Below are 16,346 nucleotides of genomic sequence, written 5' to 3'. Positions count from 1 at the left end.
TTAATTAAAAATTTACAAACTGATATTTAAACCAAGAATAATATTTCTAGGCACTGGATAAGTTCCTGTAGAACCTGCAGCATTTAATCCTAAACTAGATCCTCCGTCAATACCCTGCACCTCCGGACTTAAACCTTTGTATTTTGTAAAATAATACAGATTGCTTCCTGTTACATACATTCTAAGTGATGTAATGCTTGCTTTTTCAATAAGTGATTTTGGAAAACTATAACTAAACGTAATTTCTCTTATGCATAAATAATCTCCGCTTTCGTAGTAACGGCTGTTACCCTGAAACATATTGGTATTGTAAGCTGCTCCACTCGCTTCAGATCTGAATAAGTTATTCTGATTGGTTTGATCTGCCCAACGGTAACGAGGAACATCTGTAATATCCCCTTCTTTTTGCCAAGCCTGTGCACTTTCTGCCAATAAACCGTAGTTTCCCTGAAACTGTCCTAAGAAACGTGCTCTGGCTTCGTTGTAAATTGTTGCTCCTAATGAATAATCTGTTCTAACAGTTAAAGAGAAACCTTTGTATGAAGTATCAAAATTGAAACCTCCTACGAATGTCGGGAACATATTCCCCATATATTGTCTGTCTCTGCTGTCGATAATTCCGTTGTTGTCCGTATCTTCAAAAACAGCATCTCCGGCAAATTTTTTCCCTTCAGGGTTACCGCCATTTGCAGCAGTTTTGGTTACATAAGTATCATGAACTTTTGCATTGTATGCATCTGCTTCTGCCTGAGTAGAAAGAATGTATAGTTGCTTATGAGCGTAGAAATTTCCTATTTTCTGTCCTTCCTGCAAACCTCCTACATAAACATATTTACCACTTTTTTTATCCCAGATTTCGGTTCCTCCGATTCTGTTGTTTGCGTTTCCGTTAAAAGGAAGTTTTTCAATTGTGTTTGTATTGTGCGAAACGTTAGCCCCAACATTCACTTTCCAGTCGTTTTGATTGTAAATATTGGCCTGAACTTCCAACTCAAAACCTTTACTTCTTAATCCTCCTAAATTGGTTAATACTGTAGAAAAACCACTATTTGACGGTAAAGTCAGATTCGTTAATAAGTCTGATGTCAATTTGTTGTAGAAATCTCCAATGATTCTGATTTTGTCTTCGTTTAATCCGATGTCAAAACCACCATTAATCGTTTCTGACTGTTCCCATTTTAAGCCCGGATTAGCTATTTGTGAATTAATAATTGCTGATTGTCCATTGTAACTGTTAGCAATTCCGTTTGTAGAACCAGAGTATAATCCTCCGGCCTGAAAATCCCCCAGAGTTCCTAAGTTACCATTTACACCATAACTTCCACGAAGTTTAAGAGAAGAGAAGAATTTAGGCATTGTATTGGCCCAGAATTTTTCTTCCTGCATATTCCATCCTGCAGAAATTCCAGGAAAAAAACCGTATCTGTTATCTGGCCCTAAACTTGACGCACCATCATAACGGAAAGAAGCTGTTGCAAAATATCTGTTTTTGTAATCGTAGTTCACACGTCCGAAAACACTATTTAAAACCAATTTGGTATCGTTACTGTAAACTGAAACCGGAATTGGAGAAGAATCTAAAGTCTGTGCTAAATCTGACGGACTTCCTTTTCCTGAAGCATTAAAATATTTTATCGTTCTGTCATATTTTGAAACTCCTAATTTAGCATCAAAATCTCCGATATTATCCCAGGCTTTTTTATAAGCAAAAACCCCTTCGTACTGAACCTGAAAGGTCTGATTACTCAACCTTGTTGCTGTTCTTGTATTATCAACCAATCCGCTGCTTCCGCTCAAAAATGCCTGTTGAAAAGTATTGTCATTTTGGTTTTCGCTGTATAATGAAATTGCCGGTGTGAAAGTAAAATCTTTGGCCAGTCTTAACTCACCATCTACGCCCATCTGCAATTTATTATTTTCATTAATTCCTTTTACTTTTCCCATTTGGTACAATGGATTTCCGTTAATGTTATTTTGTCCCGGAGCTAATGTACCGTCTTCCAAATACAATTTTGTCGTTGGCGAGTTTCCTAAATATCTGTTGAAAACCACACTATTGGCTACAACCTGATTATTACTTGCTCGTGAAAATAATACGCGACCATTCACTGTAAAATTATCTGCTACTTTTAAAGACGCATTTAACTTACTTGTAAATCTTTGGTATCCTGTAAAAATCGTAATACCATCTCCTTTTAAATACCCTAAACTCAAATCAAAAACTCCTGTATCTGTTCCTCCGCTAAAACCTAACGTATGACTTTGTGTTATAGCATCCTGAAATAAAATATCATTCCAGTCTGTACTTTTGTATATAATGGTATTATTTGGGTTTAAAGGATCGGCGATTTCCTGCCAGCCTTTTGCCTGAAGCGTACTAATTGTTTCTGCTGATAAATTAGATTTTAATAAAGTCGCAAACGGAGTATTATTCTGTAAATTGTTTCCTGTACCAGCTGGCGTTGCACCAGTTAATTGTCCTAAACGTGCAATTCCGGTTGTAGTAGAAAGTCCTGCTAGTTCTGCTGCATTATACAAACCTTCGCGCTGCATTTTAATGTAATCTCCACCATCCATAAAATTGTATTTTTTACCAATTCTACTGTTTTGAGTCGAAACATTATAAGTCACTTTTAGTTTTCCTGCTTTACCTGTATTAGTAGTTACAATGATTACCCCGTTTGAAGCGCGGGCACCATAAATAGAAGTCGCCGCAGCATCTTTAAGTACCTGAAGAGAAGCAATATCAAGAGAGTTAATATCATCTATCTGACTTCTGATTACACCATCAACAATATATAAAGGAGTAGCACCTGACGGATTATCGATTGAAGTACCTCCACGAACGATTACATTAGAAGCTTTTCCAGGTTGTCCTGAAGAAGTTTTTACAACCAAACCGGTAACACTTCCTTGTAAAGATTGCGTAACGTTTGAATACGGTACATTTTCGAGTACTTTTTTATCTAATTTAGAAACTGCTGTACTTAAAGTTCTTCTGTTTTGAGCTCCATATCCTACTACGATTACCTCATTCATTTGCTGTCCTATTTCTTTTAAGACAATATTTAAAGCGCCACCGGTAATAGTCACTTCCTGATCCTGTAATCCGATATAAGTTACAATAAGTGTCGTTACGTTATCAGGAACTTCAAATACAAAGTTTCCGTCAAAGTCTGTCTGCGTACTAATATTTGTTCCTTTTGCAACAATATTTACACCTGGAAGAGATTCTCCTTTTTCATTGGTTACTTTACCCGTAACTTTCTTCTGAACAGGATTGTTCTTTTTTACATTCTTGTCCGTAAACACAATGCTTTTCTCTGTTTTAGCCGAAGCCAACTGCATGGTAAAAGCTAAAAGCAATGTAGAGGTAAGTTTAACTACATTTGCGTGTTTAGGAGTAAACCCAAAATTTTTAGGCTTACTTTTAGGCAATAATTTCATACTTTTGTAATGGTTTGGTTAATAAAACTTTGTTAAGGTCAATTTATTTATTCCCAATCATCGTTCTCATGAAGAACAAGCCAGCAATGTTCACAGCATTGACTGGCTTTTTTTATGATCAAAAAACAATATTTTTATCCAAATGGTTAGTTTGGTTTTGAACATCAAATCTTAATTCTAAAGTTTTCTTTTTAACAACTAATTGTAAAAAATTAGATGTAAACTTTATTTAAATATTTTATTATTATTTTGTAAAGATATAAAATATTTTAAAATAATAAGATTAGTTATTAAATTATTTTAATAAGTATGATTTTATTTTTTAATCTAATTATTAATCAAAGGAAATAACAGTTTTTCTTTGATTACACAACAAGCGCCAATAACTCCCGCACGGCGTCCAAGCGTTGACTTTTTAAGTTTCATATCTCTATTCACCAAACCAAGGGAATATTTTTTTAATGCAGTTTGAATAGGCAACAACGCATAATCGCCTAACTGTGCGAAATCTCCTCCAATTACCAAAAGATCAGGATTAAAAATATTTAAAAGGATAGACAAATATCTTCCCATTTTTTCACTTTGTTGTGTTACAAGATCAACACAAAGAGTATCTTCTAAATTAACTGCTCCGGTTATAATAGCATGATGCTGTAGTACGGGTGAATTATCATCCAGAACAACTTTAGATTGTTTACCCTCTTTTATAGCTTCTTTAAATTGATTAATTAAAGACCAACCGGAAATTTCAGTTTCTAAACAACCTAATTTTCCGCATTGACACATAATTTCATTATTAAAAATAGTACTATGCCCAAATTCTCCTGAATAGCCCGATTTTCCATAATAGAGTTTCCCATCTGTAATCATCCCAATTGCAACTCCCCAACTATAATTTACGAAGATGATATTTTGTTCATCATCAACAACACCTTCACAATATTCTCCAAATGTCATGGCTCTAGTATCATTTTCTAAATGTACAGGAAGATTTAACTGTTCTGAAATGATTTCTGTTAATGGCCTGTTTTCGCTGAAGAAGTAATTGTAACTAAAGCCTTCCATCGAATTAATACGTCCCGAAAAATTAATACAGACACCAACAATCATCTTCTTTTCGACAGAACTGTCTTCTATGAATGAATTAATGAGGTTACAGAATTTATTAAGTGATTCTTGCGTATTCTCTAAAGTAAATGAAGTACCAAGTTCGATGCTTACTAATTCATTTTTAATATTCTGAAGTCCGATAGACATACTGGTTAACCCCACTTCAACACCTAAAAAATAAGCACAAGTAGGATTGATACTAAACAACGAAGGTCTTCTTCCGCCGCTGTTTGTAATTTTTCCCATATCCACTACATATCCTTCAGCCAGAAGTTCGTTTACTGCTTTTGTTACTGTTGGTACACTCGACTGTAGTTCTGTACTTAATTCAGCAATAGTAGAATTGCCTCCTGACAATAAGCGCTTCACAATTGACTGTCGCAACAAATGCCATTTTTGTTCGGATAAACTTTTGTCTTTACTATTATCTAATAAATCTTTTAAACTCATTGCTTTACTGTTTGGTTCACAACAAATTTAAATTATTTTTTAAATCAGGATAATAATTCGATATGTAATATTAAAATATTTTAAATAATAGGTAAAGTTTTTTAAAAAGAAGCAAATTATTATTTACAAAATATAAAATATTTAATCTGCGCCGCCATCCACACTGTCAAATGTTTCGCGGTCTTTTGGTTTAACGCTGTATTTTAGGGAAAACATTGGACCGTAATAGACATCAAATTGAGTTCCGTTGGTACGCAATTGCATCTGTCCGATTACGCCCGCAAGGAAATGAAGATTTGGCGTAATTCCTGCGCTGTAATAAACCGACAATCTGAAAATATCAAAATGTTCGTCTGCATAATCTTTAGAAGCAAATTTCAGCATCAACTCTGTGTAGTAACCAATATTTGGCGAAAGGAAAATAGGTTTTTCACTCTTTTGGCTTAAAAAATGATTGACTCCAAAGCGCGCTCGTAATCTTGGTATAGTCTGATGATTTCCGTTTCGGTCATCAAAAAATTTGGTTTCAAAACGTACCTGCTCAAAAATAGAACCTCTCGGCATATCCTGAGAAAGTGTTCCCATTATGATTAATCTATTTTCTAAGGTCTTATAATTTCCTGCTTCTTCCACCGCATATTTCTGATTGTGTGCATAGCCTAGCCATAGTTTTAAATTTTTAAAACCTGAATACATTAGCCAGGGTCTTATTACTTTTCGCTGTGTATATTCAAAAGGATTATCATTTGTATAGGCTCCTTGTGTAACCAGCTGTACATCGACCTGACCGCTGAGATGCCATTTTTCTACTAACGGAAAAGCGACATCTACTTCTTCAATAGAAGCCGGTATAAATCCCATGGAGTAAGGAGCATCCTGTGCTTTTAAAAGCGGAGGCATGAATATAAATCCAAATAAAATCAAACTTCTTTTAAATAAATTCATTGTATTCCTTATTTAAATTGCTGATTATAAAGAGAAAACATTTCAAATTTAGAGAAAGAAGCAAACAACTATTAAAAAAAGCGGTTTCATATTATAAAATGAAACCATCTTTAAACTGTATTCCATAAAAAAAGCTTCAGATGAATCTGAAGCTTTAAAAAAAATAAACTCTGAAAATTAATAGTATGCAGACAGGTACAGACTGCATCGCTTTTTATAGTTAATCCGGATTCGCCAGTATTTTATACAATTCGGCATTCGAAATATAGAACTGGTTTTCTAAACTAATTTGAGATAATTTAGCACTTACGAGATTATTTTCTCTCGAATTGATTAAGAAAATAGAACTTTCTCCAAATGAAAACAGCTTTTCTTCTGAATTCAGCATCGTCATATAGTCTGTTACCAAATTGTCAATTACGATTTTCTGTCTTCGTAAAGAAGCAATTTCGGTCTGTTGTGCTTTGATTTTGTTTTTAAGTTCCAAACGTTGCTGACCAATATCAAACTGCAAGTCCTGAATCTTTAGTTTTGCCATTTTTAAATTTCCTCTTTCTTTTCTTAAGAAAATTGGAAAACTGAAATCGATATTGAATTTATAATCATCTGCATTAAATGTATTCCAATAATTCGGTTCAGAAATATAGTTGTAACCTACGTTGACCTTTGGCAAAAGCGAATTGGCTTTCAGCTGTCGGTTTACTTCTAAAATATCCATTTTAGTTTCTAAAGACTGGATTTTGGGGTGCGAATCCAAAGATTCCGTATCAACCATCATGGCATCCGTTCTTAGCGTTTCTTCGATTGTCTGAATTAAATTCTGCTCTGGTTTTACCAAATCTCCCAACTCTACCGGAACATTTTCAATCCATAAAAAATTAGCCAGTTTTAGTTTTGCTTTTGCTAATTTTAAATTTCCGTTTTCAACATTCAGCTCTCTGTTTCTCACCGTAATTTTAGCTTCAACACTATCAATAGCCGGAGCATCGCCTGCCGAAATTAATTTTTTAACGCCTTGAAAACGAGTACTGGCAAAACCTAAATAATTCTTATAAAGTTCGGCTTCATTATAGCTTTTTCTCCATTCAAAATAAGCTTCGCTTGCCTGATACAAAACTTCAATAGCTCTTAGTTTTCGCTGTGCGTCGCTTAGTTTTATGTTCAGTTTTCCTTCTCTCACATCAGCCATACGCTGATTAATAAACATTCCCTGACCCAGAGCAACTGTAACCCCAAGCGAAGCCAAACCAGCTTCTGGTGTACGGTTCTGCGGATTGTAATATTGTCCGTCTGTATCATCAAAACCTGCTTTAATCTCTACACCATACCAGGTGGGAATTTTAAAGCTGCTGTTTAATAATGAATAATATTCTGTTCCTTTAAATTCTTTCTTATTGTAATCTACTTCAATTTTTGGGTCAAATCCACCACGTGCCGCCATTAATTTAGCTTGTGCATTGGTCAATTCAAGATTAGCTTGTTTTACCAGCGGATGGTATTTTTTGACATAGCCCAAAAATTCACTGTAACTAAGCTCTTCTTCATTAAGCGCCTGACTTTGGAGTGAAGAAAAACTCAGCAGAAATAAGAAAGAAAACAATTTTACAAGATTTCTCATTTTACTTTTTCTCCTTTCCTTTTGCTTCTTTTTCTCCTGAATTATAATAATTTGGTGGGAAACCATTTAAGTTTCGCCAAATTTCATACCATACCGAAACCGTTTCCAATAATGCAATACTTTGCGCGCCGGCACCAATGCTTAACTCTTTTGGCCAGTGACGATCTTCACCATCTGGCGAAACTAAAATTCGGTATTTTCCATTCGAACTGATAAAGTTTTCAATTGCAACCACTTTACCACCATAAGTTCCGTAAGATAATCCCGGCCAGCCAGAAAATACAATTCGTGGCCATCCGTCAAACCAAACACGAACCTTTGCACCGCGATGAACTAATGGCAAATCGATAGGATCTACATAGGTTTCTACCGCAATATCGTAACTAGAAGGCATGATACTTACTACTGGAGTTCCTTCTTTTATTGTTTCTCCAAGACCTGCTAATAAAGCACGGTTTACATAACCGCTCTGTGGTGCTGTAATGTAGTACAAACCGTTTCTTAATCTGTAATTGGTATACTGGTTTTCTAACTTATTTACCTGAGCTTCTGTATCGTATTGCGTACTTAAAGCCGTAAACTTATCACTTCTGGATTTCGAAATCTTCTCAGCATATTCTGCCGTAATTCTGTTGATTTCTACTTTCGCATTGATTAACTCGTTTCTGCTGCTTAACAATTTATTTTCCTGTGTAATAATATACGCTTCAGATTCCTGCAGTTTTAATCTTTTCTGCTCGACGTCTGTCATTGGCTTTAGGCCTTCTTTATTTAAAGCAGTAGAACGGTCAAATTGAGTTTTAGCAATTCGTAATTGCGTTCTAACGGCAACCAAATCCATACTGTCACTTTTGATTTTCAATTGTGCCTGACGGATTTTATTCTGTGCCTGTTGTAATTTCAATTGTCTTTCTGTGTTTAGCGACTGCGCCTGAACGTCAAGAGAACCTACTTTATCACTGTATGATTCTACAGCCATTTTTTTAGCGTCTACCTGTTGTTTGGTATTATTAACTAAATTCGGATCCAGGTAATCTTCTTTGATCTCTGAAATAAAAAGGATTGTATCTCCTTTTTTTACATAATCTCCTTCTTTTACAAACCATTTTTCAATTCTCCCTGCAATGGCATTATGAACTGTCTGTGGTCTTTGATCCGGTTTTAAAGTCGTCACGGAACCGCTTCCCGAAATATTTTGTGTCCACGGCAGAAAAAGGCAACAAACACAGAAGATCAAAAATCCGATTATTACTTTGTTTAAAATTCTATAATGAGGTCTGCGGGCAACACTTGTAATCGATTTGTACTGACCCGGAGTTATAAGTACGTTATTATCTTTAGATATATTGAGCATGATTAAAGCTTTATGTCGTTAATAATTTTTCCGTCATCAATCGTGATCATACGGCTGCATTTGTTCTTCCAGACATCATTTTTAGAAGTTACAATTACAGTCCAGTCATTTTCTTCGGAAAGTAAAAAATCAACAATTTTATTCGAAGTCAATTCGTCCATTTTATCCACTGGATCTTCTAAGAATAAGATATTTGGTTTACCCACAATACTTCTTGCCAAAAGAATTTTTTGAACATCAGAAGCAGAAAGTTCACGTCCTCCCGGATGAATTTGATTTTCTAACCCATTCTCGAAAGTTTTGATGTAAGGCGTAAGCCCAACATTATCTAAAGCCCATTTTAAATCGTCGCTGTTTAAAGTTTCATTTCCAAAAACAATATTCTCGCGAATTGTTCCTGCAAATAAAGTATCGCCCTGAAGGAAAGTTCCAGCCTGAGCTCTATAAGTATCTTCACTTAGACGATTCATATAATTGTCAGTCACATACATGGCACCACTTTCCGGTTCTAAAACTCCAGACAAAAGTCGTAGTAAAGTACTTTTTCCAGCTCCATTTGTTCCCGTAAGAATGATTTTTTCTCCCTGAGAAATTTTCAAATTAATATTCTTAAGCGACTTTTTATTATGGTCTGGATAATTATAATTGATGCTTTCGGTTTCAATGTTGATTCCTTTCTCCGTTTTACCGGAAGTTTCCGGAATACATGAAATTTCCATATCTGTTACCTGACCGATTTTTTCAACAGAAGTTAAAACATCATAGAAAGACTCTAATCCGAAAATGATTTTTTCTACCGAGTTAATCAACAATACAATTACGATTTCAGCTGCTACGAACTGCCCTATGTTCATTTGGTGGTGAATTACCAGAAAACCACCGATCGACAATAAGGCAGCAGTAACAATAACTTTAAAAATAGTCAGCTGAATATATTGTTTTTTCATTACCTGAAAGTGCTTTTCACGGTAATTTACGTAGCTGCTCACATAGCCGTCATTTCTGTCCAAAGCATAATCAAAAGCTGCTTTTTTACGAAAACTTTCACGGTTGCGTGCAATTTCCTGAAGCCAGGCTGCCACTTTATATTTAAACTTCGATTCGTTCAAACTGGTTTCTAAACCATCCTTATACGAAAATTTAAAAATTACCCATAGAATAACAATGAAAAGGAGTCCAATTACCATAAAGAAAGAATGGTAAAGTACTAATAAAATAATACCAAGACCAACTTGCAGAAATGCTGTACAGAAATCTAAGAGCAATTTTGCTGTTCCTTTCTGCACCATTAAAGTGTCAAAGAAACGATTTGCTTTTTCCGGAGCATATTCCGTATACAATTCCTTAAATTTAATTAAAGGCATTCTGTATGCAAATTCGAAAGAAGAACGCACAAAGATTCGTTGCTGTAGATTTTCTACAATACGTAATTGTAAAATAGTCAAAACGCCTCCGAATCCCACTCCAATTGTAACCAAAATTACAAGAACAATCCAGGAAACACTAAGCTGTCCACTTTGAATAAAATTAATAATAGCCTGAATTCCTAAAGGCAGAGAAAGGTTTACTAAACCTGCAAATGCAGCATAGAAGATAATTTGATATACATCGCGTTTATCGAGCTGCAATAAGTTGTAAAATCGTTTAAATGGTGTCATGAATTTAGATATAAATACAAGATTATTACATAGAATAAATATACGGCAAAAACCGCATTCGAGATTAAGATTTTTTCTTCTTATCCCTAAAAAAACAAGTATTTATGAGTTCACCCGAGGAGGCGGTATATCTATTTTACCATGAAAACCAAATGAGAAGTTTGTATTATCAATATATTTTTTCCCTTTCTGTTCGATTAGAAAATACAGGTTAGGCATTAATGATTCAGCAGAAATCAAATATTCCATTGCCGGGATTCCTTTTCCTAGTTTGGCCGTTTTGGTATCTTTTGTTTTGTAGTCGTCCAGTTCTTCCGGAATACCATCACATTTGAATATTTTTTTCAGAAAATTACAGGTAATTCCTTTAACGGTATAGGTTTCTGCATTAGCGTTGATGATTCGGCTAACACCATTCGAGATGTTTAAACTGCTAATTAAAAAATAGCCGACTAGTAACACCTGAAGGCATTTACATAAAAAGCTATTTTTAATTTTATTCAACATACTCTAAAAGGCGAAAATTTAAATTAAATCAGTGAAATTGAATTCCAAACTCCAATGAATTAAGGCAATTATCTTGATTTTTCTGAGCGCGCAAGTTAGAGCCATTTTTTTTTTAGAACATTAAAATAACATTAGAATTTAGAATCATTCAAAACTTTACAAAGAAATTAACAAGGTATTCTTACACACCACTTTTGTCGAAATTATATAAGAACAGATGATAATTCTATAACTCGCATAGAAGAGTAGATTCTATTTTTGGATATCGAAAATTCGACGAAGTTTAATACCGAAATTTAAGAGAAGTGTTACCTGAAACAGAAACCCGATTTACAAACCATTTAATAGATGATCTCAATATGATTTATGCAAAAAATGATTTGACCCGTTTTTTAGATGCTCAAAACAAACTGTACTTAACAGCCTATTCTGAAATCAAAAAAGGTAAAAAAGAAACCAACTGGATGTGGTTTATTTTTCCGCAGATACAAGGATTAGGAAAAAGTACACTTTCTGATTATTATGCTGTTGCCGATTTGAAAGAAGCAACTGAATTTTTAAATCATCCGGTTTTGGCAAAACATTTAATTGAAATTTCTAAATTACTCCTAACTTTCAAAAAGAAATCTGCCGAAGGAATTTTAGGCGAATTAGACGCTCGAAAACTACATTCATCAATGAGTTTATTTGTTCAGGTAGAAAATTCACATCCGGTATTTCAGGAAGTTCTGGATACTTTTTTCTTTGGCCATTTGGATCAGATGACTTTAAACTTTACTCAAAAAACTGTTGTCCTGCCAGAGACAGTACTTTCTTAATACTCTTAGAACAAGAAAGGGAACGGCTTAAAAACTGTTCCCTTTTTTTATGCATTTCTATTTGATGCTCTAAAAAAGAGGGCTGAATAGCAAAAAACAACCCTCTGAAAATTCTCTATTAAAATTACATTTGCTTCATAACTCAAAATAATAAATCTGTAGAGACATAAAAATCAACCTCTTTAGGAAAACTTATCTAAAATCTATTTTAAAGGTTTAAAAACGATTTCATACGAATCAGCTTTGTTTAAAAACGAATTCGCAAAATCCTGAATGTCTTTTACTGTAATAGATTTTACAATATCTTCATAATTTTTAGGGTCATCCATATTGTAGTTTTCTCTAAAATAATTGTAAAGCAGATCACTTGTGTATTTATTAAAATTTTTGCTGTCAGCTTTGGTCTTTAAATAATTCGTTCTAGTTTTCTCCAAATCTTCAGATACAATTTCTCCTTTTTTAATTTCATCAATTTCCTGATAAACAATTGGTAGTAATTGATCAACCCGATTTGCATCACAGTCAAATGAAATGAAAAGTATGGCTGTTGGAACTGGGTATTTTGTAGAAACACATTGTACACGTGTACCATAAGTTCCGCCTTCTTTTTCCCGGAGACTTTCTGTATATCTTAAAGTCAAAATATCACCTAGAAAAGAGGCCAAAATTTTATTCTTTTCAGTGTAGGCATAATCTTTAGTGTAGCTTATTTTTACAGTGCTTTTCGGAGTTTCCATTTTGATAAAAATTTCTTTGTTTATTTTACTGGAAATCCATTTAGCTTTTGAATCTTTAAATGTTTCTTTACGTTTAATACCTTTAATACTAGCAATATATTTCTCTAATAGTGGTTTTAAAACCTCAGGTGCCACATCTCCAACAATATTAAATTCAAAATTTGAAACATCAGCAAAACGATCTTCATAGATTGCTTTCATTTTATCAAAAGACAAACCGTCAATATATTGCTGATTTGTAGGATATACTTTGGAATTGTTTTTTCCATAAACAGCCACAGATAAACTATCGTTCATTATTGAATTAATATCTTTTTCTCTATTTTTAAAATTGTTTTGAAGCCTTTCTTTCAATAAAGCAAACTGCTCTTTATCAAATCTTGGTTTTTCAAAACGTAAATAAAGCAACTGCATCATTGTTTCGATATCTTTTACATTAGCTGACGCAGAAACATTTTCAGAAATAGCTGTAATGTACATTATGCAATTAGCCTGTTTCCCTTTCAACATTTTATCTAACTCTGTATCTGAAAATGCCCCAACACCCGACATTAAAGCAAGTTCTGAAAAACGATGGGCTGACGGAATATCTTTCTTTTCATATAGCGAAGTTCCACCATAACTATCAGCATATAAACTGACTGTTTTTTTATTTTTATCCGCAAATTTGTAATGCACTTTTACGCCATTACTCAATATATAAGTTGTAGCACCGATTTCTTTCACTTCTTTTTCCGACACAATTTTTCCAGGTTTTAAAACAGTACCATCCATAAGTGATTTAGAAACAAAAGTATCTACATAGGGCTGTAACGAAGCATCATTCTCTGCTTTTTCTATAATATCAAAAGCTTGATCCTGATTCAGATTATTTTCGTTTTCAACTCCAGTGACTGTTACGACACGATTTTGCGGTGTATATAATTTACTTAACTGCTCCTGCAGTGTTTTTGAATCCAGCTTTTGTAACATTTCTTTAACCATTTCAAACTCCGCTTTTGGATCGCTGATTACTTCGTGTTTCAGGTAATCGTCTTTTACCATTGAAATAATTCTCTTATGCGGAATTTCATTTATCTTTTCCAGATAATTTTCGTAACTTGAAATATTTTCAGCTACTGCTCTTTCTATTTCGCCTTTTGAAAAACCAAATTTGTAAGCGCGCACCCATTCCTTCATTACAGTTGTAAAAGCTTCTTGCTGTTTATTTGGTTTAGGAGCAATTCCTATAAATAAAATATCATTTAAACGGCTAAAGTTTTGAAAGCCTATTTGAGCACCTTTAAAAGGGCATTCCTGCTTTTGTCCCATTTCAGCCAATCGATTATTGATCAATGAAAAAGCAATGTCGCGTTGTGTAGATTTCTCTAAATCAGTAAAAGTTCCGGTTGGCTTTTCGGCTGTATGACGAATCATATAATTGATACTCGTAGACGAAATCTCTTTGTCTAAAGCCAATTTAAAAGTTGGAGCATTGTTATCTGGAATAGCAATTTCAAAACGCCTCTTTGGATTTTTAGGCATCGGAATATTCGCAAAAAGCTTTTTGATTTTCGCTTCAATTTCATTTGTATTAACATCTCCAACAATGGCGATTGCCTGTAAATCTGGTCGATACCAATCCTTATAGAAATCTTTTAGGGCCTGATATTTAAAATTTTTCACAATATCCATATCTCCAATTGGCATACGGTCTGCATATAATGAATTGTTATAAACAAAAGGTCCCATTTGGTTCAATATACGCATTCTGGCATCTTGTCTCGTTCTCCACTCTTCGTTAATTACACCACGTTCTGCATCTATTTCTTCATTTGTTAAAGACAGAAAGCCAGACCAATCATGTAAAACCAATAGACAGGTATCTATAACACTATCTTCTTTTGATGGAATGTTGTCTAGATTATAAACGGTTTCATCCATACTGGTATAGGCATTTATATTTTTTCCAAAAACGGCACCTTGTTTTTGCATCGTGTTGAGGATTCCTTTTCCTTCAAAATTTTTGGTTCCGTTAAAAGCCATATGTTCCAGAAAATGTGCCAGTCCTTTTTGTTGGTCGTTCTCTAAAATCGATCCTACATTTTGAATGATATAATAACTCGCCGTGTTTTTATTGACCGTTGTTGGATAAATATAATAGGTCATACCATTAGACAAAACCCCTTTTTTTATGGTTTGGTTGACGGCTATTGGATCATTTGCTTTAAAACTTTGTGCATGGTTTAAAAAAGTGCATCCAATTAAAAGTAAAAAAGCTAGTAACGATTTTGGTTTGTAAAACATCTGTTTTTTTATGTAATTATACTTTTAATAATTTATCTAATTCAACTCTCAATTCAGGCTCAGAAGGACGCATTGCATCTATATTTATAATTTTTCCTTCTTTATCAAATAATAAAAATCTAGGTATTGATCTTACATCATAATTTTTAGCAATGTCAGACTCAAAATCTTTGTCTGCCATTAACTGAATACCTTTTAAGTCTTCTTTTTTTACAAAGTCTTTCCATTTTTGAAGATCTTTGGCTCTATCCAGCGAAAGACTAATAAAGGCAATGTTTTTACTATGGTAATCTTCTTCCAGTTTTTTCATATGTGGAATTTCGGCTTTACAAGGACCGCACCAAGTTGCCCACAAATCGATGTACACGTATTTACCTCTAAAATCTGAAAATGCAACTGGTTTATCATTAATGTCATTATAAGAAAAATCTACACCCTTTTGTCCCACATCTTTATGAAGACCTTTTTCATAATCTACTAAAAAAGCCTTACTGGCATCGGAGATTAAATAGGGTCTTATTTTTGGGGCTATTTTTTCGTATTCTTCAAGTTTTAAGCGAGATTTTTCAAGACCATCACGAAGATAAACATCTTTTAAAGCTGGATCTGAAATTCCTTTTATAGCTTCTGGGAGATGATCTAAACGATCTATTTCCTTATCTCCAAACATTTTCATGTACATAAAATAATCTCCCATAAAGCTAACTCCATTCGCTAGTTTTAAAAGATCTGGGTCTGAAAATTTTATATCTGTTTTCCATTGTTTCATTACTGCTGGGCGGTTGTCTTTTTCGGGATGCATTGATCTAGGCATCATAAAAAACACATAACTCTGATCTTCAACATCTGTCGCAACGGCTAATTTTAATAATTTATTAAAAGACTGGTCTTTTGTGTTAATTGTTTTTTTGAAGGTTTCAGCTTTTGCCAAACCACCATCAATAAAAGGATAAAAATCTTTATAAGTTATGTTTTTACCCAAAATATTGAAAGCCGCAAAATCATTATAAATTTCATTTGCTTTTTGAACTAACACATTTTGTCCAATGTTTTTACCCGTCAAAACATATTTATCCTCAGTAATAGCAATGCTAATATCTAGCTTAGGCTCTAAATACAAACGAATTAACTGCCCTCTCCTTTTGTACTGTCCATAGTCAATATAATAAAACCCTGGCTTTGTAATAGGAAGCATAAAACCAAATTCCCCCTTTTCGCTTGTTTTTACGGTTGCGGCTACTAATGGTTTTCCCTCTTCGGCTTTATAAATAGTTATTTCTTTAATTGAAGTTTCAGGAATCGAAATGGTTCCATTTATTAAAGCGTAGTCTGTTGTAACTTCAGCAAATCCTAATTGGGTCATCAGGAAAATTACTAAAATGAAATATAGACTCTGTTTTTTCATAATATTGTTTA

10 protein-coding genes are annotated in these 16,346 nt (G+C 33.9%); 1 reads left to right on the top strand and 9 read right to left on the bottom strand.

The genetic code is table 11. From position 1 onward, the window contains the following. Positions 1 to 12: 12 nt before the first annotated feature. The 7 genes from ACFS3A_RS11705 to ACFS3A_RS11675 form a co-directional block, all read right to left on the bottom strand. Positions 13 to 3,447, bottom strand: coding sequence for a SusC/RagA family TonB-linked outer membrane protein (locus ACFS3A_RS11705; RefSeq protein ID WP_379825644.1), 3,435 nt, complete (start codon positions 3,445 to 3,447; stop codon positions 13 to 15). A 327-nt stretch (positions 3,448 to 3,774) separates the two neighbouring features. After that, entirely contained in the window at positions 3,775 to 5,007 is a 1,233-nt protein-coding gene (locus ACFS3A_RS11700; RefSeq protein ID WP_379825643.1) for an ROK family transcriptional regulator, read from the bottom strand. Between the two features lie 141 nt (positions 5,008 to 5,148). Further along, a complete protein-coding gene (locus ACFS3A_RS11695) occupies positions 5,149 to 5,952 on the bottom strand; it encodes a DUF2490 domain-containing protein (RefSeq protein ID WP_379825641.1) in 804 nt (267 codons plus the stop codon). A gap of 220 nt (positions 5,953 to 6,172) precedes the next feature. Beyond that, positions 6,173 to 7,570 (bottom strand): TolC family protein, encoded by a 1,398-nt coding sequence (locus ACFS3A_RS11690; RefSeq protein WP_379825639.1) that lies wholly within the window; start codon positions 7,568 to 7,570, stop codon positions 6,173 to 6,175. 1 nt (position 7,571) lies between these two features. Beyond that, a complete protein-coding gene (locus ACFS3A_RS11685) occupies positions 7,572 to 8,924 on the bottom strand; it encodes an HlyD family secretion protein (protein ID WP_379825637.1) in 1,353 nt (450 codons plus the stop codon). 2 nt (positions 8,925 to 8,926) lie between these two features. After that, on the bottom strand, positions 8,927 to 10,582 hold the full coding sequence (locus ACFS3A_RS11680; protein WP_379825635.1) for a peptidase domain-containing ABC transporter: 1,656 nt from the start codon (positions 10,580 to 10,582) through the stop codon (positions 8,927 to 8,929). A 102-nt stretch (positions 10,583 to 10,684) separates the two neighbouring features. Then, a complete protein-coding gene (locus tag ACFS3A_RS11675) occupies positions 10,685 to 11,044 on the bottom strand; it encodes a hypothetical protein (protein WP_317197914.1) in 360 nt (119 codons plus the stop codon). A 404-nt stretch (positions 11,045 to 11,448) separates the two neighbouring features. Between ACFS3A_RS11675 and ACFS3A_RS11670 the strand changes: the two genes are divergently transcribed. After that, positions 11,449 to 11,907 (top strand): DUF1810 domain-containing protein, encoded by a 459-nt coding sequence (locus ACFS3A_RS11670; RefSeq protein ID WP_379825849.1) that lies wholly within the window; start codon positions 11,449 to 11,451, stop codon positions 11,905 to 11,907. A gap of 203 nt (positions 11,908 to 12,110) precedes the next feature. Here ACFS3A_RS11670 and ACFS3A_RS11665 read toward each other — a convergent pair whose 3' ends face one another. Both ACFS3A_RS11665 and ACFS3A_RS11660 read right to left on the bottom strand, forming a co-directional pair. Continuing rightward, the gene (locus ACFS3A_RS11665) at positions 12,111 to 14,930 is read right to left on the bottom strand and encodes a M16 family metallopeptidase (RefSeq protein ID WP_379825632.1); all 2,820 of its coding nucleotides are present in this window, start codon (positions 14,928 to 14,930) and stop codon (positions 12,111 to 12,113) included. Positions 14,931 to 14,946: 16 nt separating this feature from the next. Then, a complete protein-coding gene (locus ACFS3A_RS11660; protein WP_379825631.1) occupies positions 14,947 to 16,335 on the bottom strand; it encodes a TlpA family protein disulfide reductase in 1,389 nt (462 codons plus the stop codon). Positions 16,336 to 16,346: the final 11 nt, after the last annotated feature.

It is taken from the genome of Flavobacterium notoginsengisoli (genome assembly GCF_042686225.1).
Taxonomy (GTDB): Bacteria; Bacteroidota; Bacteroidia; order Flavobacteriales; family Flavobacteriaceae; genus Flavobacterium; species Flavobacterium notoginsengisoli.
Note: the sequence above shows the minus strand (reverse complement) of the source record. Positions and strands in the feature narration are given on the sequence as shown.